The sequence below is a fragment of the Gottfriedia sp. NPDC058432 genome, assembly GCF_042721555.1.
Taxonomy (GTDB): Bacteria; Bacillota; Bacilli; order Bacillales; family Bacillaceae_G; genus Gottfriedia.
The window spans coordinates 127,452-152,461 of sequence record NZ_JBHXLC010000011.1 but is presented as its reverse complement, the minus strand read 5'-3'; the positions used below and the strand labels follow the sequence as shown (position 1 = coordinate 152,461).

The following is a 25,010-nucleotide window of genomic DNA, read 5'->3' as shown; positions in this document are numbered from 1 at the left end:
CTGGACAATAGAATAAAATGAAGTACGAATAGAATAGCAAGTGAAAAACAGAAAAGCCCCTTATAGGTTTTTTTGTTTTTTTGTTGTATATAGAGGGTGTCTTCAAAAAATGAAATCTTCAGCTAATCATGGAATATCATCTGGTGGATCACCTTGAATATTGTGGGAAGTTTTGAATTTATTTAATACTTCAGATTTTTTTGTTTTTGTAAAATAATTTCTTCTTTTTCGTGTTATAATTTTAGAGTGAGATTGTAATATATGCATCTTAGAATTTCTAAAAGGAGCAAATTTTTAAAATGAAATGGTTAATTGTATTTGGACCGGTAATAGAATTAGTATTATATGCAATAGTTTCTAAGTTTTGGGTAAGTGATTTTAAAGAAATAAAACCAATAATTATTTTACAAATAGTACTTTACACTTTTCTTATTACACCATTATTACTTTGGGGATATATGTTAAAGCACTAATAAATATAATTTTACAATAATGTAAGCATACCAAAGAAAAATCGGGAAGAATGCTTTTTTTTATCCTTATTTTTCTTGGCCTATAGGATTTTTATACAACTAATCAAGTGAAAAACAGAAAAGCCCCTTATAGGGTTTTTCTGTTTTTTGTTATCAAGAATCATTCTTTCCAAAATTGTTCCAGTAGAATAACAATCATGGTACCTACGAGTAATCCATTACTTAAAACATATTTGAAGGTAGATGGTATTCCGCTAAATGCACTTTCTGGAAGAAACATTATTCCCAAACTAATTAATAATGAAATTCCTAATATCGTTAATCGACGTTGGTTTAATTCTTCACGTAAAATCGATTGAAATGAAATTCCGATCATTTGGACAAAGGTTGCTAAAAGCGCGGCATTTGCAATAGGACCTGGTAGCAAGGATATAAAGCCTACAAAAGAGGGAATAAAAGAAATTCCAGCTAATATGAGATTTGCTATAAGGAACGGCTTCACTTTTTTTTGTCCTGTTAGTTGAATAAATCCTGCTGATGCAGGTAATGGTACAACGCCAATTGTAGAGAACAACGACGTGAAAACATGAGATATACCTCCGACCCATATACCACGGTTCAATGTTTGTCTTTCATTTTCTTTAGATAGCGGAGCCACTTGTTTTACAGCCGAAATTGCAGCAATTGTGTTTGCAACTAATAGGAATGTAAATAAAGTTACAGTTATGGTTATCCCAGTATCTAACTTAGGCATGCCCCAAGCAAATACATCAGGGAACTTAACTAAAGGTGAATCAGAAGGAAGATGGGACGGTTTTCCAAATACAGCATACAAAAGCCAACCAACTGATATTCCAAGTAACACAGCGTAACTTTTCATCCATCCTTTCCCCTTAATTGATAAGAAAGTAATAAGGGCAAAAACAAAGAGTGCAATAGTAGCTAATGTATAATTAGGGTGAGTTACTGTTCCTTGTAACCCCATCATTCCTTTTAGTAACACACCACTAAGCTGAAGAGCTAAGATTAAAAGAAATGTTCCTGTAACCAAAGGGGTAAATAAACGTAGAATTCGATGCACAAGTCCTGTTATCCCAAGGACGAAAAGTAATAGACCTGCAATAATTAATCCACCTTCTAAAAGTCGGAGTACATCTTTTGCACTTTGTCCCTGATGCATAGCTACTTGTCCCAATATGACAAATATACTTACCCATGAACCGGCTGGGCCATCCGCAATGGGATAGCGATGCCCTAACCATGCTTGTAAAAAAGAACTTACTCCCACAACTAAAAAAGTTCGCTGCATTAAAGTTGAAATTTCATCAATTGATAAATGGAATATGCCTCCAATAATGATTGGCAATGCAATTGCATTTGCTAATAGAAACACAAACCACTGTAAGATACTAAAACTAGTATTAACATATTTATTATTCATATTAATCTCCCCTGCTTAAAAAAGAAACTTATAGAAAAAATCCATCTTTTCTATAGTGGTAGATTTAAAAGATGGATTTCTAAGGTTTATATAGTGTAAATTTATTTTAATTTAATAGAAATATTTTTTTATAATTTACCATTTACGATAAGGTAAGAATTTACCATTAAGTGTTAGGATTACACGGTCACCATTTGGATCTTCTTTTTTCTCCACACCTAGTTCGAAATCAATTGCACTCATAATACCTTCACCAACTTTTTCTTGAATTAATTCTTTAATAGTTGGTCCGTACACTAATAACATTTCATATAAACGATATAAGATTGGGTCAGTAGGAGGCATTTGCATTGCATCACCTCTATGTGGAATAATCGTTAAGGCTTGAACTACTTCTTCATTTAACCCTAATAGTTCAGCCATTTTTTCTGCTTCTGGACGTGTCATTGTAGCTTGTCCTAATAATGCTGTTACAACCCAAGACTCAGAGTTCTCACTTACTTTTGAAATTTCTTCCCAGGTTAAACCTTTTGCAATTTTTGCTTCTATAATTTTTTGCGTAGCTTCTTTTCTATTCATATCTATTAACTTCCTTCCATTTAAGTAATAATAATTAATTTTTCACTTCATTTAATGTTTTATATCCATCAACTAATAAATCTAATTTACCTGTGTGTGGATCAATAGCTAAACCATGGACAGGAATTTCTTTTGGTATAAATGGATGATTTCTTACTAAATCAATATTAGCTTGAATTGAATCGTTGACATGATCAAATCCAAACAACCACTTTTCAAGGTCAATTCCAGCATATTCGATGGCTGAGAAAATTTCTGGTGAAGATACTCCACGATCCAATATTTTTTGAAGTGTTCCTTTTGGATTACTTTGGCTCATTCCACATGCATGATGTCCAATAATATAAATTTCTTCTGCATTCAATTCATATACAGCTGTTACAACACTTCGCATGATACTACCGAAGGCATCTGTAATCGTACCACCTGCATTTTTGATGATTTTTGCATCACCATTGTGTAAATCTAAAGCTTTTGGAAGCAGCTCGATTAAACGAGCATCCATGCAAGAGACAACAACCATACGTTTTTGAGGTATCTTTGTTGCTTCATAAGGAAGGTATTCCTTGTTTTGTACAAGTTGTTCATTGTACGCTAAAATTTCTTGTAATAACATGTTTTTAACCACCTTTACATTAAGAGTATTTCTTTGTTGAATCCACTATGTTATAAGTAAAGTGATATAAGAGGATAAATTAAGTATAGTGAATTGTATCGATAAGCAGAATAAGTTGGCGAAACACTATCTGGCTTTCTACTTTCATGATGAAAGGATTGATTTATATCATTGATCAGACAGATTTTGAGATATTGAAATTATTAGGAGGAAACTCAAGAATTCAATGGAAAGAACTCGGTCAAAAAATACATATGACGGGGCAGGCTGTAGGAAATCGAATTCGAAGACTAGAGGATTTAGGAATAATTGAGCAATATACAATCGCAATAAACCGAATCAAATTAGGACAAATAGTGACTGCATTTGTTACTGTGTTCGTAAAAACAGCTAATCATCAAGAGTTTAAGATGTTCTTTCAAGAAGAAGAAGCAGTTTCTGAAGTACATCGTACAAGTGGTGAAGGATGTTATTTATTAAAAACTCATTTTGCTTCGAATGAAGAATTGGATACATTTCTAGAAAGACTATTAAAGTATGGAAATTATCGTGTTAACCTATCAATAGGAAAGTTAAAATAAAGCTAATCACATTTGGAAACTGACACAAATTACGAATAGAAATAAGCAAAACAAAAAAAGCCCGATAAAGGGCTTTTCTGGTTTTATAATGTAATAAATGATTGCTAAACTTTACTAGTTTTAACTGTCATAAAATAATTCCACTTGTATACATAGTCACTTTTGTATTGACCTCAAAGGGAACTTTTGAATAGTCCTTTTCCCAATTTAACATCTTCCAAGTATCAGGATGATAGGCCATTAAATATCTACCTATTCCTAATGCATCACAATTTGTTTCTTGAAGAATGCTAATTACTTCTTTTAGCTCGTTTTCGATATTTTTAGCAATTTTGTTTTCTATTTCCCTTTTCTTGATATTACTAGCTAGATCTTCGCCAGTATACTCGATTAAATCGATCTTTATTTTTAAATCGATCTTTACTTTAGGTTGCTTTTCATTTTTAATTTGTAGGTTTCTTTTTATACTTTTTACTTTAAAAGAAACAATCTCATTATTGCTCCCTAATGGTTCCGTCAAACTCATCGTATTACTTTTTTTGTCTTGCAGTAATAACAATAATTTTGACTGTTTATTATTTAGGACTTTTCCGGTAAAACGATTGTTTTCTAAAAGTGCCACACCTTTAATTTTTATTGTTTCATCATCTATTTTTTCTAAATAAGGGACGACTAAATCCCTACCTGGATCGTCCATTTTTTTGTAAATAGTTTCTTGTGTCTCTTTTGGAATTACAGAAATATTTTCAGCTGCCTCAAGCATTTCTGAAAGTGACTCACTGATAGAAATATCTTTATAAGTTTTCATTTCAATAATACTAGAGGCCTGTCCTTTTACGATTGCTACTCGTGAAGTTAGTGGGTTTCTAATAAATCGGAAAAAGGTATCAAAATAAGGATACAAATTGTTTTTTGCGAGGTTTTCACCTAATAGCATCACTAGCAATTTGTTGGGTGAAAAACTACCAGGAATTTGGTAATCAATATTGTTACGTACATCTCTTATACTTGCGCCTTGATCATTAACAATATAATTAGTGGCCTCGGTTTGGTCACCTTTTACAATATTAGCACTGACGCTTGCAGTTCCCTTAATATTGTCATTAGGAAGTTGGTCATATGCAATACTTAGTACTAATGCAGAGTCCTTCAAGGAGTGTTGATCCCAGCAACCTGTTAAAAAGAAGATTAATAAATAAGGAATATAATGATATTTTTTCATGACACTTTAACTTCCTTACTTTTAATCTTAAAGAGTAGGGAAATACATAAGATCAACGCCGGAATCAATAGTATAAAAATAAAACTCGAAATAGATAAGATTTTTATTAAGATATCTAAAAAACCATTTGAAGAAGGTACTAAATTACTAACTAGAAAGATAATCAAGCAAATTGCAAGAGTAGAAAATGTAGTAACTCTATTTCTATTTATCAAATTTGAAATGCCAACATTAGCCAAATTTAAATAAGCAACATAGGAAGAGGCAATTACGACAAACCACAATGAAAGAAATAGTAAATCAAGTCGTTCTAGTACTTTGAAAAAAGTTAAGGTTTTAAATAAATAAATTGTTGGTTCTGGAATTAACGCCATTTCTTTTTTACTAAAGAATACGAAACATAAAACGACAGTAAATAGATTAATCATTGTAATAAATAATATAGAAAAAATAGAGCTTTTTATTATTTTTCTATGAGGACCTTTTACAAATGGGTAGACAACTAAAAGACACTCAAAACCATGTAGAAAATAATAAGACGTATAACTTCCTTTCATTATATGGGTAAAGTTAACTTGAGCAACTGGTAGTAAAAATTTCCATTCCACCTGTTGAAACGCTTCAATACTAAAAACGAAAATGATTAAAAATGTCCAAAAAGATAATTGAAAAAATCGAGTCATCGTTCGAATATTTTCTTTTCCTAAATAGATACCAATTATCAATAAAAGGAGTAAAATACTCCAAAATGGTGAGTTTGGAAAAACCCACTTACTAAAAACAAATAGATAGGATTGATTAATTGAATAAGCAATAAAGACAAAATATAAAATATAACAAATTTTTAATATTCCACCGATCCATTTTCCAAAAAAAAGCGTACAAACTTCAAAAATTGTTAAATTAGGAAACCGCTTAATTAAAAATGAATATAGGAATATAGTACAAACAGAATAGAAACAAGAAAGTAATAAAGAAATCCATCCATCATGAGCACTTTCTTTATATAAATACATTGGTAGCCTTAATGTTGTAACATTTAATTGGACGATTACCATATAAAAAAATAATTGAAAGGATGAAATGGTCTCATTTTGCTTAATTATCATTTTTTCCACCCTTTCGTTCCTTGGGACTGAATCGTATCAGTGGGTTGCGCATTTGTCGGTCGAGTCTTCATTTTCCAATTTGGCACTCTTATCAAGGTATCCTTTAAATCCTTTATTCGAATTGGTGCAAGAGGTGAAAAGTATGGAGAACCAAAAGATTCTAGTTTAACAATATGAATAAAAATAAGCGTTAAACCGAATATAATACCAACAAATCCATAGATTGATGCCAAAATAATCATTGGAAAGCTTAATAATCGAAGTGTAAAACTCATTTCATGAACAGGAACAACAAATGATGCAACTGCTGTGATGGCGAGTACTACTGTCATAGGATTTGAAACTAAATTAGCCTCTACAATAGCTGTTCCGATAACGAGCCCTCCTACAATGCCGATCGTTTGAGCAATTGGGCTTGGTAGTCGAATGGATGCCTCTCTTAATAATTCCAATATCAATTGCATAATGATCGCTTCGACAAATGGTGAAAATGGTACAAATTCGATGCTGTTTTGAATAGTAGTAACTAATTCATATGGGAGAATTTCATAACCAAATGAAATAACTGATATGTATACTGCAGGTAAAGTTATACAAAGAAAAAAACTAAATAGCCGTATGATTCTTAAAAAAGACCCAACTAAAACCCGCCCATTATAGTCATCAGGAGTTTGAAAAAACATAAAAAAAGTAGCTGGCATAATTGAAACGGTAGGACTCCCTTCAACGATTACTGCAATTTTACCGTCAAACAAATTTGAAATAACTCGATCAGGACGTTCTGTTTTTAATAATTGTGGGAAAGGGGAGAAGGAACTATCCTCGATAAATTCTTCCAGTTTACCTGATGTTAAATTATTTTCAAGTTGAATTGAATGAATACGATTTTTAACATTTTGTAGAATATCTTTATTTACTATATTATCTAAATATAAAATGCCAACATTTGTAGCAGGATCACCAATTTGTACAATTTCCGTTTTAAAATGAGAACTTCTAATTCTATTTCTTATATAATTTACATTTTTACTTAGGCTCTCAATAAAACCGTCGTGAGCACCCGAAACGACTTTTTCATTTACAGGTTCACTAGTTGATCTCACTTCAAATAAAATAGTATCTATTATATAGGCTTCCTTGGATCCATCCTCTAATATAATTGTATTTCCATTAATAAGAGAAACATTAATTTCGTTAAAACAATCAGTTGTAGAAATAGTTGAAACCGGAAGATCAGTCATAATATTTCCATGTTTTATATTTAAAAGTACCTTTATAATTTTTTCATTAATAATCTCTTTATTTGAGATTGTATCGATAAAAGCAATACATAGTGGTCTATTATTGAAAGTAATCTTTCTTGTTTTAAAATCAAAAACATTTGAAAACTCTTCTTTTAATTTTTCTAAATTACGATTAATGTCTTTAGAAATTGTAATTGTTTGTTCCGTTTTCAATAATATTCCACCTCCTATCGTATATTGTTTGTAAAATAGAAAAACATATTCATTGGTCAGATTAAGTAATTGAATGATTATAAATAAAGAAAAGGGCTATCTCATGGGTCAGATTAACTGACACGAGAAGCCCTATTTTTGATTGTAATTATAAAATAGAATGCACTAGCGCTAGTGGGAGGTATTTTAATAGTTCTTTTCATTTTTAGTTACTTTTTATCAAGTATTTATTCAATATAGAGCATATTTTGCAAGTTCTCCCTTTGAAAGTATCTACCTTTGTACAAGTTTTAGATCATAATACCTTAACCGGTAGAGGTAACTATTAATTTTATTTGCGATTCTTGGAGATTTAATTGCAGTTTTGCTAGTTTTATTTGCGATTAACTCTTCATTTACTTTAGAATAACAAGCAAAAAACCAGAAATGTCGTAGAGGATATTTCTGGTTTTTTGACATGATTTTTCATTAAACAGCAGAAAATCACGAAAAAAAGTTTGAATTGAATGAATTTTGCAAAATGCCAATCGTGCCAACTCTCAATATAATGAATCTATCTTAAGAAAAGGAAGAAGGTTAGTAGATGAAAAAGAAAATGTTTAAAAATGTTACAACACTAGCATTAACAACAGGACTTATAGGCACTACATTAACACCGGTTTCATTTTCACATCAGGTTCATGCACAAGCAACTTCAAAGATTGATCAAGTATTAGCAAGTCTAACACCTCAGCAGCGTGAGGCAATTAAACAATTGAAGCTAAGTGACAAAGCAGGGCTTCTGGTTTCACCTGAAGTCGATCAAACAAGCGACAAGGTTACGTCTGTCATTGTCGAATTTAAGGACAAGCCTCAGCAAACTGCTGTTTTAGAAGCAGAAGCAGATGGTGATTCACTAACTGCAAAAGATGCACAAGCAAAAGTGGACGCTTCGCACGAAACTTTCCAAAAAGATTTAAAAACAATTTTTAGTAGTGAATTAAAAGCTAAGAAAAATCCATATTCAATTAAACGTTCATATAAAAAAGCATTTAATGGGGTTTCTATGACGCTCCCTGCAAACAAAATTAAATCGCTTCTTAAATCAAATTCAGTAAAAGCAGTCTATAGTGATTTACAAGTACAAGTAGAGCCACCGTCAATCAGTGAAAAAGCTACATCAGGAAAACAAGCTACAACTCATACGATGGTTACATTTCCTGGAGTAGAAAAGCTTCATGAAGAAGGCTTTACAGGTAAAGGCGTAAAAGTTGGTATTCTTGATACTGGTATTGATTATAACCATCCAGATTTAAAAGGTGCTTTTAAAGGTGGTTATGATTTCGTTGATAATGATAATGATCCGATGGAAACAACTTACGCAGATTGGAAGAAGTCTGGACAAGCTGAGTTAGCCACAAACGGAGAAGCTTACTATACTGAGCACGGAACGCATGTAGCTGGTATTATTGCTGGACAAGGGAAAAACGATGGGGATCTTGCAGTAACAGGTGTTGCACCAGATGCTGATATTTATTCTTATCGTGTTTTAGGGCCATATGGATCCGGCTATACATCAGCTATTCTTGCAGGACTCGATAAAGCAGTTGCAGATGGTATGGACGTTATTAATATGTCTCTTGGCGCAAATTACAATGATCCATTTTATCCTACAACAATTGCGGTTAACAATGCTGTTCTTGCAGGTGTAACTGCGATTGTCGCAGCAGGAAATTCTGGGGATTCAATGTATTCTCTTGGGGCTCCTGGTAATTCACCATTAGCTATTACAGTAGGAGCAAGTGATACATCTATTACAATTCCATCCTATACAGGAGCATTCCATGCGGCAACAGGAGATCTACCTGCTGATTTAAAACTAGCTGCACAAGGCTTAACGGATAACGTTGCAGACTTTGATGGCCAAACTCTGCAAATGGTAAATGTCGATTATGGCGGTGAAGTTAGTTATTGGAAGGATGATAAAGCTACTGTTCCAATTGATGTAAAAGGAAAAGTTGTACTGGCACAACGAGGAAGCTACCCAATGGCACAAATCATAGCGACTGCTAAGGCACATGGTGCAAAAGCTGTTGTTTTATACGACACGCCCGTTCCAAATGGTGATGTATATCTTGGAGAAGGTTTTAACTATATACCAACATTTTTACTAAGTAACGCACAAGGAAAAGCTTTAGCAACTAAATTGCCTACATTTGGAACAGGAGCAGTACCAGGTGCATCGATAGACTTTACTTTTAGTAATATGAAACAATTAGTGACAACAGGTGATAAATTAGCGCAGTTTAGTTCTCGCGGTCCATCACGTGTATTATACGATATTAAACCTGAAGTAATTGCACCAGGAGTATCAGTATTTTCTACTGTTCCTTCCTATATGCACGGAGCGGATCAAATCGGAAACTATAATTATGCATACGATCGCTTATCTGGGACATCGATGGCAACGCCAAACGTTGTAGGGGTAGCCGCTTTAATCAAGCAAGCTCATCCTGATATGGATACTTCAGATATTAAAGCAACACTTATGAATACAGCGGATCCCTTATCTGATAAATACAGTGTTTATGAAGTTGGCGCTGGGCGTGTAAACCCTTATAAAGCTGTTCATGCACAGACGGAGATCCAAGTTAAAGACACTACTTCAACGGTTAAAGATAATGCAACGAATACCGGTGGAACCACTCTAGCAAGTAAGGGCATTAAACAAATAAAAAACATTACTGGAGCGTTAAGTTTTGGTGAACAAGCTGTTGATGGTAAAGACTTGACAGATCAATGTTCAATCACTTTATTTAATAAATCTTCTGTAGATAAAACATATGACGTAAAGGTTCAGTTCCAGACATTAGATGCTCGCTTTACAGACGACTCTAGAGCAAATCAAGATGCTGCTGAAAATGGTGTTACACTAGATGTAAAATCTTCTATCAAAGTAAAAAAATACAGCAGTGCGAATATGAACGCTACGATCAATGTTCCGAAATCTGCAAAACTCGGAACTTATGAAGGATATGTAGTCTATACAAACCAGAAGGATTCAAATGAAACATATAAAATCCCGTTTGCGATTCACACGGTAAAAGAAGGGATAGCCTATGTAACTGGTAATCCATCAGCTTATACAATTGCATATGAAGCAGGAAGTAACTACACGAGATGGTCAATTGGAGTAAACTTTAAACTGAATTCACATATGCGTTACTTTGATTTCTTCCTTGTGGACCCAGAAACAGATAAAGAAATCGGATTCTTGGGCTCAGCTGATGGAATGGGAGCAGACGAGAATACGGAATATTATTTCCGAGGAGTTTTAAATGAAGGTAGATATTATCCATTAACTGACAATCCGGATAATCCAATTACGTATGATTCAAAACAGACAGATCCTGGATTATATAAAATTCGTATGGTTGGTACAAACGATAAAGGAGAAAAGTTCACATCAGATGCACCGGTTTACTATGGAGAGAGAGAACCAAAGGTAACGATGGACAATATGACAGCAGGGGGCATTTATGAAACTACTATCCCAACTGACACTAAGGTTACTGTATCAGGAAATGTATTTGATAAAGATATCGATGAGATGAAGGCAGGGGGCATTTCTGCTTCACAAGGAGATAATACTTTTACGTATTATAATCCTTCTAATTCATCAGAAATCAGTATTCCATTAGACTCAAAAGGAAATTTCAATGCACAAATACCTTTAGCTACTTCTGGTCCAATTGTAAATCCAATTACAGAATACGATTTCTCAGATTATAGTAAATCAAGTGTAAGAAATTATGGCAGTTTCATTGATGCTTATTTTGTTAGAAAAGGTACTTCTTATACAACTGCAATTTCTGATAAGAAACGCATAAACATGGGGGAGTCAACAACTTTAACATTCTCAACAAAAAATGTGAAAACAAACTTGAAGAAAGCTGAATTCAGTTTCGTATATCCAAGCACGTTCCTTGATGTAGTAAATGTACAACCAAATATGGCTTTTAAAGGCAAGCTAGATGTTCAATATACGACTACCCCTTCTGAGGGTGGGAACACTAAAATGACGATTACTGCAACTGCAACTGGAGACCTTGCGAATAAAGGAATTGCTGGCGATGTATCCCTAGTAGACGCAACATTCAAAGCAAAAGACGTCTACTACAAAGGACCAATGAGCTTCAAAAGTACAACCGGTTCAAGATTCTTTAGCGCTGTTTATACAAATGTGGATAACAGTACAGTAACGACTCAAGGAATTCAACCGTATTTCTATATCACACCTACTTATTCACTTATGAGATCAGGCATTGAAGCAGAAGGATTAATGAAGTTTGGTGGTTTAGAGCCAGAAATGAAACAACTTGACTATAGTAAAACAGGTACAAAAATTAGTGTGAAAGATTCAAAAGGTAAAGAATATGGTGTAACGGATCAATTTGGTTATTCTTCAACAAATCCGTGGTCAATTAGAACAAGGTTGCCGATAACAGATGATAATTTTAATTTGAAAATTGATGTACCAGGTCACTTTACGCTCTCAAAAGATTTTACAGTAGGGATAAAAGAAGACGGAAAAGTAACAGCAGGATCAAAACCAGTTCAATATGACTATATCCCTGGTGGAGATGTCAATAAAGATAATGTCATTGACGTAAATGATGCGCTGTACATTCAAACATACTGGGATACAAATAAGCGTGCTGCTGACATTAACTATGATGGCGTTGTGGATGCAAAAGATATGCAATATGTCATTAATAACTACATGATGCAAAATCCTTGGAATGATAATTCGCCAAAACCAGTTAAGAAATATAAAGGTAAAACATTAGATGATGTGTTAGAAGCACTTGGTCTAAATTAATCTATAAAATTACAGAAAATCGGTAATCTCAAGTGAGGTTACCGATTCTTTTATTCATTCCTCTATATCAACAGGCGATTTAATCTGATCTTTGTACAAATCAAAATACAATTGACCATTTGTTCCACGAACACAATATGAAACATCAGCCAATTTCAAACCTCGTCGCTCAATTTCAGTAACGATCCAATCTTTTGTTAAGTGGTTTTGAGTGATGTTTTTATCAACCATTTGACCATCCATAATGAGTTCAATAGGGAAATTTGACTGCGAAGGACTAGATATTCCCAAATCTTCTCTAGTTACAAAACGATATAATGGTTTCTTTAATATAGATAAATGTCCATCAGGTTCAAAAATAGCGAATTCTACCTCATCTATATCAAATATATCTCTCCTTCTCAGTGCTTGATTGAATGAATCCATTGAAATTCTTAATTTTTCTATGTTTTTTTCAAGGATCTTACCATCTTGTATAACAACAGTAGGCTCTCCATTAAATATTGCTCTAGCTTTTTTATTCTTTAATGAAACCAAAGTAGCAAGGAATAAAAACGTGCAAAGAATGATTAATGCAGTTAGATAGTTACTGAATCTTATTGAAGTATTAAACGCTAAATTACCTGCAATAGAACCTATTGTAATAGAAGTAATATAATCGTGATAAGTCATCTTTGAAATGGTTTGTTTTCCTAGTATGTGAGTAATACAAATAAGTAAAACAAATGCTGAAAGAGTTCGAACTATGACGTCAATTGTTCCAATCATTACCTTCACCTTTAATTTTATTCTTACTATATTTTTACATAAAAGAAATAGATAATACGTAAAAGTAGATTCTTTTGTAAGAAACAATTAAATGTCCATTCCAATTTAAATATGAAAAACCTACACACTTATGCAGGTTTTAATAGTTTTGATTACTATTCATAATATGGTACATGGAAGTTGAAATTAAGGATAGAGAACTATTTAATAAACCGGATGCTGGCTTTGACAAGGTGGAAATCCATTAATATCTTGAATCATATTGAAATCGTACTGTTTTAGAGCAAATTGTGATTGATACATATATTCAATAATTAGAACCTTTGAACCAGATACACCACACAATACTCCTGATGTACCTTGCCCATTTGTTAAAGAAACTCCTACTGGTTGACCTACTAAATATCTTATTTTTTGACTCCAAGGCATTTTGATCACTCACTCCTTTCAAATAAGTATATTTGATTGGAAAAGGAATGGTGCCTTATTCCATGGCGGTAAGGCAAATTATGTTTAGGTTAGCTTTTTCGGGAGGAACCCTTCAGTTTAGGAAAATTTAAAATTTATAGTTTTTTTCAAACTTCAAATCAAATCAACCTTCAATATAATGTAAATATCGACAGAAAGAGGACTATTTAGATAGTAAAAAACCAAATCCCTCAAAGATTTGGTCTAGTTAGTTTTCACTCTATATTAGCTTGCATATATTTGATAAAGTTTTTTGAAACTTGAGTAAGGGGCTTGCTTGCAAGAGAAACAGACCAGAATTCATCACTTATAAAAGTTGGAGTTTTTAAAGGAATGGTCTTAATTTTTCCTAATAAAGTATCAGGATGGTTTTTAAACGTTAGATCACGGACCAGTGTAATCCCTAAATTTTTTTTTACGGCATCTCTAATACTATCGGTATTATTTGTAACGAATAAGATTTTCATATTGTCAAAAATATTGCGACTGTGTTCTATTAAAGAATTACTGTTATATAGAACAAAATTTTCCTGAATCAAGTCTTCTGGCGTAACTTCTTGAAGCTTATTTAAGGGAGATTTGTCACCGACGAGTACGCAGTATTTTGTTGTAGTCATCAGTTCGTATCGTAAATCTTTGTTTTCATTTAGTCTTTTTTCATTTGAAAATAAAAAAGCAATATCAGGTTGAACAGTTGGAATTAGGTCTAGAATCTGTGCAGGATCATATTCATAAACTTGCACATCAATCATTGGAAAATCTTTTTTGAAGTTTATGATTGAGTCATTAATCATATATATTAATCCGGGAACAGTTGCAATTTTTATTTGAGTTTGAAGAGCATTCTTTTGAATTGAAATCTTATCCTCTAAAACTTCAAATTCATCTAAGACTTTTTGTGCCTGTTTAATGACTTCTTTTCCAGCTTCAGTAGGTACTGTTTTCATCTTTAAGCGGAAGAATAGTTTTAAATCTAATTTCTTTTCTAATTCCTTCAAAGCTTGGCTAACAGCTGAGGCAGATATATGTAAGTTTTTAGCTGCTTTTGTAATAGATTCCTCTTTCGATATTTCTACTATATATTTTAAATGCTCGATATTCATTTTGTACCTCCTTTAAGCGGTGTCGAAGTATGAATAATTATACTGTATGTTTTTAAATATATTAAATTATTAAATAGTATTTTAGTACTGGAAATATTGACCATTGGCCTAAAAGAGAATTTGTTATTTCGATATATTTTATTAAGAAGTGTGTAATTAAGTATTCCTTAATAGGTAATAAACAAAAACGCGTTTTACAAGATAAATATAAGTAACTAAAATATAGTGTATACAATAATAAGGTAGGAATCGGTTTTATTTTCTGAAATTTTTGAATAATGGTATATAGATTAAAAGTGATTGTTTTATAGCCAAATCAAAAATAAAGATGCACATAATTTGTATTCTATAATAATATTTTTAAGTTTATTTTCGGTATTTAAAATTGCATGATAATAATAACTGGGTTCAATTCATAATTTGAACTGAACAAAGAGACAATCATTTTAAAGATAAACTACAAAATCATAACCTCGTGTAGTTAGACAGCATCTTTGTACTTCAATATATTTCATTCCAGTTAACAATAATTAGATGCTGTAAGCCATAGATAAAGTGGTTTATGGCATTTTTGCTTTTCATATAGAGAGAAATTTTAAAAATTAGGTGGGGGTGCAACATGAATGATTTTCTACTTTACGAGTTTAACAAGCTGATGAAGGTAAATAAATGGAATCTTAAAGAGTTAGCAAGAAAAGCAGATATCCATTATAGCGATATGAGTAGAATCTTTAATAATAAAAAACCACTATCATTGCATTACTTGGATGCAATAACTGAGGCTTTTCAACTACCTAAAGGATTCTTTTACAAAGGATATGCGAAACTATGTTTTAATGAGAGAAATTTATTAGATAAAAGGAGAAGTGATGCCTTTATCTATGAATGTGCCAAGAATGGTTTTAAGACGGAATTAAACTTTATTTTATCAGTAATGATTGAGGAAAAATCAAAAGCAATCCGTTCTAAATACTTTCAAAATTTATTCCATATTGCAGAGCAGTTGTTTTTAGAAGGAAAGGAAAAAGAAGCACTACCTTTGTACGAAATAATCATTGAGCACATGCCCAATTCAGGAACTGAAGAAGTAGCAATTAGTTATTTCCGAAAATTTTATATGACTCGTCTAACGAGTGAGGGAAGTTTAGTTTTAGTTCGAATTATTGAGTATATTTCCTATATGCCGCCTAAGTTTCAGGAATTAACAATCTTATGGATTACAGCTACTTACTATATGTTAAAAAATTGGGATGAGGTTTTACATTATGCTAAACGATTAGAAAGAATGGCTAAAATTAAAGAGCATATAGGACGAGCATTAATGTATCAGGCATTTGCACTAACAAGATTAGGTGGCAATTTGGATGATATTTTAAACCTAATTGAAAAATATGAAAAAATTAATACGTATTATGCGGATATTGCTGTTGGAAACCGATTTGTCGCGCACATAGATTTTGGCAATCTACATGTTGTTGATTCATATATTAATTGGCTTTTAAATCGAGATGACTTTTATGTAGGAATTCCAAGAATTATAGAAAGCTATGTTAAGTTAGGTAGACTAGAAGATGCTGAAAACTTTATTGAAAAGTATGAAGATCAAATCGTTGAAATGGGCAACTCAACTGATCTATTTAAACAGCATCTTTATTTAGATTACTGTTATGCACTAGGATTGTTAAAATGTGAAGAAGATAAAATAAACGAAGGTCTTGATGAAATATTAAACGTGGCGTTAAAGGTCAAAAATTCGGAGAGTCATGAGAGATTCCAAAAATGTTTATTAGCAATCTGGCATTATCGAGATTTTTTGAGTGAAGAATTAGAAGAAAAATATATTCGAATTTTAAGTTGAATTAGTAATATCTTTAATTGGCCTCGGTACTAGATGCTCCACGTGAGCTTGTGTTTGAAGCTTGGACGAATGAGGAGCACTTATCAAAGTGGTGGGGACCTAATGGATTTACGTCGACTTTTAAAAAGTTTGAGATGAAATCTGGAGGTATATGGGAGTTTATCATGAACAGTCCTGATGGCGTTGATTTTCCAAACACTAACATCATAGTCGAAGTCGTTCAACTGGAGAGAATCGTCTTCAAACATGATGTGTTTTCTCATTTTCTAGCGACAGCAATCTTTGAAGAGCTTGATGGTAAGACTAAACTTACATATAGTTCACGATTTGAATAAGATGTTACTGTATTTGATAAGGTAAAAACATATGCCGTTCCAGGTGCTGAACAGACAATGGATCGTCTTGGGGAACATCTGGCAAGTATGTCTTAAACTAATAAGTGTTTAAAAAACGAATTGATCTCTATAGAGAGTTATTCTGTTTTTTTTTAATAAATATTTACAGACCGCGTAGCAAGGACCATCTCCAACTACTAGTATCCAAGTTGAAGAAGGTATTTTAGATTATATAACGAACTCCCAATAATAAACTTTATAAAGATTGGGTGGTAATTATTATAAAGCAAAATGAAATTTCTAGTAGTGACTATATAATCGAGCAACTTCGAAACGCCGGTTGCGTTTTTGCAGAAGAAGAGGCTCAGCTTCTCATTTCTGAAGCGGATACTTTGGAAGAACTTTTAACAATGGTAAATCTTCGAGTAACTGGCTCACCATTAGAATATATCCTAGGTTGGGCGGAGTTTTATGGCAATAGGATTACAGTAGTCCCAGGTGTCTTCGTTCCTCGCCGTCGGACAGAGTTTCTTGCTCAAAAAGCTATTGACTTATCTGTACCTGGTGTCAAAGTGGTCGATCTTTGTTGTGGTTCTGGTGCAGTGGGTGTAGCGATTTCCAAGGCAGTGGGGTTCGTTACGTTGTATGCGGTCGATATTGATCCTACGGCAGTTCAGTGTGCCAAGTTCAATGTTTCTAAACTAGGTGGTCTTGTTTATGAAGGGGACCTTTATAATCCACTGCCACCTCATTTACTTGGGAATGTTGATATTATAGTGGCGAACGCACCATATGTTCCAACTGAGGCAATAAAGTCGCTGCCACAGGAGGCACGTCTTTATGAGCCGAAAGTGGCACTTGATGGTGGTATGGATGGAAATGATATTCATCGAAAAGTGGCAGAAAATGCGTCTATTTGGTTAGCTTCAGGCGGGCATTTATTAATAGAAACGAGCAAAAATCAGGCTCCTCAAACAGCTGAAATCTTTACTGAATATGGACTAATAGCTGAATTAAAACACAATATTGAATTGGACGCCACAGTCGTAATTGGTACAAAATCCCCATTATAGATTAAGTAAAAAAACAACCAGAATAGCCCCGTTATGGGTAATTCTGGTTGTTTTTAATAGCAAAGTTTATTTTTTGTTCGACTTTTTTGCTAAATTTTGTAGTTCACTTTGAGGCTCGGTTGAAAATTCAACGTCTTTTCCGTATCCTTGTGGATTAACACTTGGGGCTTTTTGTCCTCTTCCAGATGATTTTTTACTCATGTGCTTCACCTCCAAGGATAGTGTTTCCGAAGACAGTAGATTTATGAGCTAGTACATCTATATAGAAAGATTTTTCTCTTTTTCAAAGTTAGAAGATGTACTATTTTGAGATAATATGCGGTCTAATAACTTTTTTGTAAGTGGCATAAAGAAATTAAGTATTAACCCACCAAAGCAAACGGTTAGGATTGTTCCAATGCCGATTGGCCCATTTGAAATGAATGCTGCTATTAAGAATATGAGATAAATGAGTGTTTTCGAAAAAAAGATAGTTGTTCTAGTTAACTCTTGGAGGATTAATGTTAATCGGTCCACTGGAATTGGTGCAAAGTTTGTGTGTAAATAGGTTGCAGTGCCGAGTCCTGAAATAACTAATCCGATACTATAACAAGCTGTTTTGCTATACCAAATTTCAGGTGTTACTAAATTGTGTAGTAAATAAAGCCACATATCAATACCGATACCCGTAATAAAGGCAGTTACTAATCCTAAAAATTCTGGTCTTTGTCTTTTTATAAAAGAATTTATACATATTAGTAGTAAAGCAATGATGATTTCCCAACTTCCGACAGTCAGCCCCACATTTTTGGATAGCCCTACTAAAAGCGCATCAAAAGGTGAAGTTCCCAGGTTAGATTGTATATTGATTGAAATACCTAAAGTTAATATTAAAATTCCTATTACGTAAAAAGCATATTTCACTATAATTAATCGCTTTATCATTTAGTTATTTCTTTTAGCATTAGAATATGAGGGATCCCGTCTTCTATAAAGACATCAGAGGAAGTTTGATAACCAAGTTTTTTATAAAAACCTTCTGCATGTGTTTGGCCATGCAATTTTACTTTCGAAGTTCCTTGCTCTTCCGCGATTTCTTCTAAAGCTTTAATAATGTTTTTGCCTAGACCAAATTTTCGGAAAGACTCAAGGATACAGATTCTTTCTAATTTACCTACGCCCTCAACAAACCTAATTCTTCCTGTTCCGACTGGTTGTTCATTGTAATGAACTAATATGTGTTCGCAATCTCCATTTAAATTATCATATTGATCAAATTCATCTTCTAGAGGTACTCCTTGTTCTTTCACAAATATATCTTTCCTTATTGCAAATGCTATTTTTAGCTCGTCTTCATTCGTTACTTTTTTTGTATTCATCATTTTTATCAGTCCCTTTTCATTAAATTTTTTTGTTGTTTTATTGCAAATGCAACATAAATAAGTTAAATTCAATATATAACATTTTTATTGCATTTACAACAAAATTAATACTAAGGAGTTCATTATGAAGGAAATTCTTCGTGAAATTGGAATGATCGCAAGGGCACTAGATTCGATCAGTAATATTGAATTTAAAGAGCATGACCTTACAAAAGGGCAGTATTTATATCTAGTGCGAATAGTTGAAAATCCAGGAATCATTCAAGAAAAATTGGCTGAGATGATAAAAGTAGATCGAACTACAGCAGCGCGTGCTATAAAAAAACTTGAAATGAATGGATTTATTGAAAAGAAAGAGGATAAAGAGAACAAAAAAATAAAAAAACTCTTTGCTACAGAAAAAGGGGAAAGTGTTTATCCTTTTATTAAAAGAGAAAACGATTATTCTAATATCGTTGCACTAGAGGGGCTGTCCGAAAGAGAAGTTGAAACCATTTTTAATCTTCTTCAAAAGGTAAGAAAAAATGTAGAAAAAGACTGGGAATTTGTAAAAAAGGGAAATAAGAGAAATTATTAATTAGATAGAGGAGAGACGTATGAATATGACGATTAATATAACAAAATGTAGCTCTAAAGATTCGCACAAACTTCAACAAATCGGTTATGAAACGTTTAATGAGACATTTAAGGATCAAAATACATTAGAAAATATGAATGCTTATTTAGAAAGAGCGTTTAATTTAAATCAAATAGAAGAAGAATTGTTAAATCAATCTTCGCAATTCTTTTTCATTTATTTTAATCATACCGTCGCTGGATATTTAAAGGTCAATACAGATGTTGCCCAATCTGAAGTAATGGGTGATGAATCACTTGAAATTGAGAGGATTTATATAAAGAAGGAACTTCAAAAACACGGTCTTGGTAAAGTTCTATATAATAAGGCCATAGAAATTGCAGATGAACTTAATAAAAAGAAAATCTGGCTAGGCGTATGGGAAAAAAACGAAAATGCTATCGCATTTTATAAAAAAATGGGTTTTGTTCACACTGGGTCGCACTCATTTTACATGGGTGATGAAGAACAAATAGACTTTATTATGACTAAAACACTCGTATAATAATTTTTTTGTTATTGTTCACATGAAAAAAATCTCTCATTTAAAGATTAAAGGTAAAAACTCAAAGGAGAGAACGATGGAAATTGCGATTAGACAGGTAAATAAGGAAGATGTTTGGGAATTAAGGCATAAAGTTATGTGGCCAGATCAGCCTTTTGATTATATAAAATTGAAAGATGATGATTTAGGGGAACATTATGGCCTTTTTAAAGGATTTACTCTAATTTCAGTCATTTCTATTTTTATAACCAACGGAGAATGTCAGTTCCGTAAATTTGTAACTCTTCAACAAGAACAAGGTAAAGGGTATGGGAGTACACTGTTAGATTACGTTATAAACGAAGTTCAGAATTATAACGTGAGGAAAATTTGGTGTAATGCTAGAAAGAATAAAGTGAATTTTTATAAAAAATTTGGTTTGGAAGAAACCAATACCAGTTTTATAAAAGATGGTAAAGAATACGTTATTATGGAGAAATATTTATAGTAGATAAGTATAATATACGTAAAAAAGTTGACAATGATACTGATAATCATTATCATTTAATATATGATAACATTCAATACAAAAAACCCCGGTATTAATAAATGCTGTCATAAAACCTTATGTATAATTCCCCACCCCTTTTTCATACGGTTATCCAAAAAAAGCTTGATTGGTCACCAAGCTTTTTTGGTATTTATTTGGTGTTTTTAAGAGGAAATGAAAAGAGCGCTCAATTTGGATAGTTAATATAAATTTGTAAAGAATAAAAATTATCATAATTCAATTATAAAATGGAGTAAGTAAACCACTTGAAAACTTTAATATTTTGTTCAATTATTTTTTTTCCTATTATTATGAATGGATTAGCTAGATTTAATCGAATATTTAACACAATCTTTAATTTGATCGCCATCATTTCTTATGTTGTTTTTGGGGGTATTTCAGCAATATCAATTTATGAAATTATAAAACATGATGTTGTTTTTATGACAAGTATTCATGCTGTATTTCTTAATATTTATTTTTTAATTTCTGGCTCTTACTTAGGGATATACGGCCTATATCTATTGATTAATCTGGTGATGAAACAGCTTAATCAAAAGAATAAGTAATTTACAAAGAGTGTATCAATGAAAAACACCACAACGCATTATGTCCGTATATCATGCATTGTGGTGTTTTTATTATGTTTATTTTTCTATTTGCATTTCTTGTTTTGAATCATATTCTTTTTTCGAAAGTTCACCAGGCCAATATGCAAATTTACCTAAAACTGTAGTAATTGCTGGAACTAAAAGTGGGCGAACGATGAATGTATCAATTAATACGCCAACACAAGTAACTATACCAAATTGTACTAATACTTGAATTGGTAGTGTTGCTAACACTAGGAATGTACCGGCTAAGATTAATCCAGCAGATGAAATAACAGCCCCAGTTTTTGCGACTCCATTTGAAATTGCTTCGCGATGAGTTTGTTTCTTTTTATTTTTCCATATTTCGGAAACCATGAATATATTGTAATCTTCACCTAATGCTACTAAAAATACAAAGGAATATAAAGGAATCGAACCTTGTATCGCGCTAGCCCCAAATCCGTAGTGAAGAATTAACCAACCAGCACCTAATGCTGAAAGATAAGATAATATGACGGTTAGAATTAAGTAAATCATCGCTGTTAAGGAACGTAAATATGATAACAGTAATAATGCAATTAATCCAATCATTACCGGAATGATAATGGATTCATCACGCTCAGTTATATTTTTTGTATCTAAATTCGTAACAGTTTCTCCACCAATCCAGTAATGCTTATTTACTTTTTGTATATCATTTTCGTTCAATAGTTTCTTAATTTTCTTTTCTAGTTGAGGTATTCGCTCTAATCCTTTAATCGAATATGGATTATCGACTAAAGAAACTTCATATAATTGTAACTTTTTATTATCTTTACCTGTAATAGGGTCAGACACATCTTTTACGAATGAAAGTGATTCTAATTCTTTTTTTACAGTTATATTTTTATTTTCTGTATCGACTATTACTTTAACAGGTGCTAATAAACCTGATGAATAATGGTCAGATATTAAATCAAAACCTTCTCTTGAAGGCATATCTTTAGGAAATGATTGAAGTAAATCGTATGTGTATTGTACTCGAGGTACAAATAGAGCTAGCCCTCCTAAGAGTATGATAGAGACTAGAATAATTGTCCAAGGTTTATGAGTAACTAGTTTTCCTATTTTTTGATTAAATGTTACTTTGATTTTTGTTTTCTTAATTGATTTTCCTTTTTTCTTAGCTCTTAATGCTTCCATTTCCTCTGTTCTTGGGATAAAAGGAAAAAATGAAACTCTACCAAATATAGAAAGTAGGGCAGGTAGAATTGTGATCGCAGCAATACCCATAATAAGGACTGCCAAACTAAATGGTACTGCGAAACGATGGAAAGCACCATATTGAGCTAATAAGAGTGTGCCTAATCCAATAACGACCGTTAAAGCACTCATCGAAATGGCTCCACTAGATTCTTTGATCGCGAGCTGAAGTGCTTTATATTTGTTTTCTTCAACAAGTAAATATTCACGATATCTAGATATTAAAAATAAACAATAATCAGTACCTGCACCAAATAATAATACGGTCATAATCGAAACAGCTTGAGAATCCACCGTAATAATACCTTTATCACCTAAGAAACCTAATAATGGGTTTACGATTCCATAAGCGAAACCAACGACTATTAACGGGACAATTGCCATAATCGGCGAACGATATAGAAGGATTAAGAAAACTAATACAAGTGATACAGTTGATAATAAAAGTTTAACATCGGCCTGTGAAAATAAACTTACAGCGTCTGTTTGAATACCAACCGGGCCAGAAAAGCGGACTTTTAGACCAGATTCTGTTAATTTTCTTTTTACTGGGTCATCACCAGTATTATTTTTAATTTGTTTTTCTAGTATGTTGATATTTTTTTGTAGCACTTTATCATCTGCTTTTTTGTCAAAAAGAACAGCCGTAATAATTGTTGTACCATCCTCTGATGAACTTCGTTTAATGGCCTGGATAGGCATTAAATCATATGACGGTGATGTTAGTTGATTTTTTAATGGATTGTTTCGAAGTTCTTTATAAACAGTTTGAATGACTTTGTAGTCGTCTTCATTTAGTCCGTCTTTACGGTTCCAAACAATTAATAAAGGGTTTCCGGAATCATTTGGAAATTCTTTTTTTATTAACTGATCCGCTTTTTGTGACATGGATTGCTTAGGTAAGTTATCTGCAGCATTGTTTTCTACTTCGTTTACAGATGGAAAAGTAAACGATAATACAACCGTTAATAAAACCCACACCAACAATGTTATCCATCTCGTACGTTTACTACTTACAAATTTGCCCCAAGAATGAAAGGGGTGATGTTTCATATGGAATTCACCTCACGTAAAATTTATTATCTTAATTATATATACTGGTTAGTTAATTATTCAAGAACTTTTATTATGATATAATGAAGGAGAATTAAAAGTTTAGGAGAGAAGCTTATGGAACAAATGAAACGGCCTCTTGGAAGACCACCGCAGGATTCAAAAAAAAAGCCTACAAAAACAACAATTGTTGAAAATGCAATCCAATTATTTCTTCAAAACGGTTATCAATTAGTTTCAATGGATGACGTGGCTAAGAAGTGTGGTGTGACCAAAGCAACGGTTTATTATTATTATCCAACAAAAGCAGATCTCTTTACGGATGCAATGGTTCAAATGATGCTTCGAATAAGTGATCGAATTGCTGAGATTTTATCTACAGATAAATCCTTAAAAGAAAATCTCAACGAAATGGTAAAAGTCCATTTAAGAGCTACTTTTGAAATTGATTTAAAAGCTTTTACGAAAGAAGCGAAAGTCTCTTTATCAGATGAGCAATTACAACAGATGAATAAGGCAGAAGAAATGATGTATAACGTGATCGAAAAAGCAATGACAACGGCAATAGAGAATGGAGAAATACCTGAAGGGAATTCAAAATTCTATACCCAATTGTTTCTTGCAATTTTATCAGTTGGAAATTTTAAGGATACAGATCAAAATTCAATTTTTTCTACAATAGATGAAATGGCTGAACAAATCATAGATTTCTTTTGGAATGGAATAATGGGCAATAAATAAAAGAAGATTTACTTTTTGAGTAGATCTTCTTTTTTGCGTGTAAAACATATTCAAAATTGAGATGATGAAAAACTTATACTTACTCCTATGAAGGCTTATGAGTAAGTAAAATAGCAAGAAAATGAAAAGAACATACTCATAACAGCTTCATGAGTAAATGACTTAGAATAAGAGGTTCGTTTTATTTTTTACAGTAATCATTTAATCTCCATAAAGATAAGCAGGAATTTAACTGAACAGGTTGAATTAAGTACTACAACTGGTAAATAATACAAAAAAATCACATTATTTACGCATCAATTCAACTTTATTATTCAAATAATTTTCTACTAGGCTTTCACTTTGATTCCTTAAAAAAAGTTTAAAAGCAAGGCTTAGGATGAAACAAATTATATACCTAAATTTGCTGTCCAAAAATTTAAACTT

General features: G+C 32.4%; 22 protein-coding genes and 1 pseudogene. 10 read left to right on the top strand and 13 right to left on the bottom strand.

Annotated features, from left to right (window positions below; genetic code table 11):
* Positions 1-299: 299 nt before the first annotated feature.
* The gene (locus ACFWM3_RS13445; protein WP_390311648.1) at positions 300-473 is read left to right on the top strand and encodes a hypothetical protein; all 174 of its coding nucleotides are present in this window, start codon (positions 300-302) and stop codon (positions 471-473) included.
* Between the two features lie 160 nt (positions 474-633).
* Here ACFWM3_RS13445 and ACFWM3_RS13440 read toward each other — a convergent pair whose 3' ends face one another.
* The 3 genes from ACFWM3_RS13440 to ACFWM3_RS13430 form a co-directional block, all read right to left on the bottom strand.
* Positions 634-1,914: a purine/pyrimidine permease gene (locus ACFWM3_RS13440; RefSeq protein ID WP_390311647.1), complete on the bottom strand. Its 1,281-nt coding sequence runs from the start codon at positions 1,912-1,914 to the stop codon at positions 634-636.
* Between the two features lie 135 nt (positions 1,915-2,049).
* Positions 2,050-2,493, bottom strand: coding sequence for a cyanase (cynS, locus tag ACFWM3_RS13435; protein ID WP_056467834.1), 444 nt, complete (start codon positions 2,491-2,493; stop codon positions 2,050-2,052).
* A gap of 34 nt (positions 2,494-2,527) precedes the next feature.
* Positions 2,528-3,109: a beta-class carbonic anhydrase gene (locus tag ACFWM3_RS13430; protein WP_390311646.1), complete on the bottom strand. Its 582-nt coding sequence runs from the start codon at positions 3,107-3,109 to the stop codon at positions 2,528-2,530.
* A 149-nt stretch (positions 3,110-3,258) separates the two neighbouring features.
* Here ACFWM3_RS13430 and ACFWM3_RS13425 point away from each other — a divergent pair, with 149 nt between their 5' ends.
* Positions 3,259-3,690 carry an Lrp/AsnC family transcriptional regulator gene (locus ACFWM3_RS13425; protein ID WP_056467903.1) on the top strand — a complete coding sequence of 144 codons (432 nt, stop codon included), beginning with the start codon at positions 3,259-3,261 and terminating at the stop codon, positions 3,688-3,690.
* Positions 3,691-3,817: 127 nt separating this feature from the next.
* On the opposite strand, the gene ACFWM3_RS13420 is transcribed toward ACFWM3_RS13425, so the two are convergent.
* From ACFWM3_RS13420 to ACFWM3_RS13410, 3 genes are read right to left on the bottom strand one after another with little or no spacing between them, the layout of a single operon-like run.
* Positions 3,818-4,912, bottom strand: coding sequence for a Ger(x)C family spore germination protein (locus tag ACFWM3_RS13420; RefSeq protein WP_390311645.1), 1,095 nt, complete (start codon positions 4,910-4,912; stop codon positions 3,818-3,820).
* Positions 4,909-6,021: a GerAB/ArcD/ProY family transporter gene (locus ACFWM3_RS13415; RefSeq protein WP_056467825.1), complete on the bottom strand. Its 1,113-nt coding sequence runs from the start codon at positions 6,019-6,021 to the stop codon at positions 4,909-4,911. The genes ACFWM3_RS13420 and ACFWM3_RS13415 overlap by 4 nt, the downstream gene beginning before the upstream one ends.
* Positions 6,018-7,478, bottom strand: a complete 1,461-nt coding sequence (locus tag ACFWM3_RS13410) for a spore germination protein (protein ID WP_056467822.1) — start codon at positions 7,476-7,478, stop codon at positions 6,018-6,020. Before ACFWM3_RS13410 ends, ACFWM3_RS13415 begins: the two co-directional genes overlap by 4 nt.
* A gap of 583 nt (positions 7,479-8,061) precedes the next feature.
* Between ACFWM3_RS13410 and ACFWM3_RS13405 the strand changes: the two genes are divergently transcribed.
* On the top strand, positions 8,062-12,339 hold the full coding sequence (locus tag ACFWM3_RS13405) for a S8 family serine peptidase (RefSeq protein ID WP_390311644.1): 4,278 nt from the start codon (positions 8,062-8,064) through the stop codon (positions 12,337-12,339).
* A 54-nt stretch (positions 12,340-12,393) separates the two neighbouring features.
* Here ACFWM3_RS13405 and ACFWM3_RS13400 read toward each other — a convergent pair whose 3' ends face one another.
* From ACFWM3_RS13400 to ACFWM3_RS13390, 3 genes are all read right to left on the bottom strand, one after another.
* On the bottom strand, positions 12,394-13,107 hold the full coding sequence (locus ACFWM3_RS13400; RefSeq protein ID WP_390311643.1) for a DUF421 domain-containing protein: 714 nt from the start codon (positions 13,105-13,107) through the stop codon (positions 12,394-12,396).
* A gap of 204 nt (positions 13,108-13,311) precedes the next feature.
* Complete coding sequence (locus ACFWM3_RS13395) at positions 13,312-13,536, bottom strand: hypothetical protein (RefSeq protein WP_056467814.1); 225 nt, start codon at positions 13,534-13,536, stop codon at positions 13,312-13,314.
* Between the two features lie 254 nt (positions 13,537-13,790).
* Positions 13,791-14,678 carry a LysR family transcriptional regulator gene (locus ACFWM3_RS13390; protein ID WP_056467811.1) on the bottom strand — a complete coding sequence of 296 codons (888 nt, stop codon included), beginning with the start codon at positions 14,676-14,678 and terminating at the stop codon, positions 13,791-13,793.
* A 619-nt stretch (positions 14,679-15,297) separates the two neighbouring features.
* Between ACFWM3_RS13390 and ACFWM3_RS13385 the strand changes: the two genes are divergently transcribed.
* The 3 genes and pseudogenes from ACFWM3_RS13385 to ACFWM3_RS13375 all read left to right on the top strand — a co-directional run bounded on the left by ACFWM3_RS13385 (position 15,298) and on the right by ACFWM3_RS13375 (position 17,944).
* Entirely contained in the window at positions 15,298-16,536 is a 1,239-nt protein-coding gene (locus ACFWM3_RS13385; RefSeq protein ID WP_390311642.1) for a helix-turn-helix domain-containing protein, read from the top strand.
* Between the two features lie 17 nt (positions 16,537-16,553).
* Positions 16,554-16,967: pseudogene (locus ACFWM3_RS13380) on the top strand (SRPBCC family protein).
* A 200-nt stretch (positions 16,968-17,167) separates the two neighbouring features.
* Positions 17,168-17,944 carry a putative protein N(5)-glutamine methyltransferase gene (locus ACFWM3_RS13375; RefSeq protein ID WP_390311664.1) on the top strand — a complete coding sequence of 259 codons (777 nt, stop codon included), beginning with the start codon at positions 17,168-17,170 and terminating at the stop codon, positions 17,942-17,944.
* A gap of 66 nt (positions 17,945-18,010) precedes the next feature.
* Here ACFWM3_RS13375 and ACFWM3_RS13370 read toward each other — a convergent pair whose 3' ends face one another.
* Genes ACFWM3_RS13370 through ACFWM3_RS13360 form a run of 3 tightly spaced genes read right to left on the bottom strand, consistent with a single transcriptional unit; the run spans position 18,011 to position 19,302 of the window.
* Positions 18,011-18,145 carry a hypothetical protein gene (locus ACFWM3_RS13370; RefSeq protein WP_056467807.1) on the bottom strand — a complete coding sequence of 45 codons (135 nt, stop codon included), beginning with the start codon at positions 18,143-18,145 and terminating at the stop codon, positions 18,011-18,013.
* A gap of 57 nt (positions 18,146-18,202) precedes the next feature.
* Positions 18,203-18,847, bottom strand: a complete 645-nt coding sequence (locus ACFWM3_RS13365; protein ID WP_390311663.1) for a YczE/YyaS/YitT family protein — start codon at positions 18,845-18,847, stop codon at positions 18,203-18,205.
* Positions 18,848-18,864: 17 nt separating this feature from the next.
* Positions 18,865-19,302 carry a GNAT family N-acetyltransferase gene (locus ACFWM3_RS13360; protein WP_056467892.1) on the bottom strand — a complete coding sequence of 146 codons (438 nt, stop codon included), beginning with the start codon at positions 19,300-19,302 and terminating at the stop codon, positions 18,865-18,867.
* 127 nt (positions 19,303-19,429) lie between these two features.
* Here ACFWM3_RS13360 and ACFWM3_RS13355 point away from each other — a divergent pair, with 127 nt between their 5' ends.
* From ACFWM3_RS13355 to ACFWM3_RS13345, 3 genes are all read left to right on the top strand, one after another.
* Positions 19,430-19,882, top strand: a complete 453-nt coding sequence (locus tag ACFWM3_RS13355; protein ID WP_390311641.1) for a MarR family winged helix-turn-helix transcriptional regulator — start codon at positions 19,430-19,432, stop codon at positions 19,880-19,882.
* Positions 19,883-19,907: 25 nt separating this feature from the next.
* Complete coding sequence (gene paiA / locus ACFWM3_RS13350) at positions 19,908-20,426, top strand: spermidine/spermine N(1)-acetyltransferase (RefSeq protein WP_390311662.1); 519 nt, start codon at positions 19,908-19,910, stop codon at positions 20,424-20,426.
* A gap of 76 nt (positions 20,427-20,502) precedes the next feature.
* Positions 20,503-20,913: a GNAT family N-acetyltransferase gene (locus ACFWM3_RS13345; RefSeq protein ID WP_390311640.1), complete on the top strand. Its 411-nt coding sequence runs from the start codon at positions 20,503-20,505 to the stop codon at positions 20,911-20,913.
* 689 nt (positions 20,914-21,602) lie between these two features.
* Here ACFWM3_RS13345 and ACFWM3_RS13340 read toward each other — a convergent pair.
* The gene (locus ACFWM3_RS13340; protein WP_390311639.1) at positions 21,603-23,843 is read right to left on the bottom strand and encodes an MMPL family transporter; all 2,241 of its coding nucleotides are present in this window, start codon (positions 23,841-23,843) and stop codon (positions 21,603-21,605) included.
* Between the two features lie 117 nt (positions 23,844-23,960).
* On the opposite strand from ACFWM3_RS13340, the gene ACFWM3_RS13335 reads away from it, so the two are divergent.
* Positions 23,961-24,584 carry a TetR/AcrR family transcriptional regulator gene (locus tag ACFWM3_RS13335; protein WP_390311638.1) on the top strand — a complete coding sequence of 208 codons (624 nt, stop codon included), beginning with the start codon at positions 23,961-23,963 and terminating at the stop codon, positions 24,582-24,584.
* The last annotated feature ends 426 nt before the right edge of the window (positions 24,585-25,010 follow it).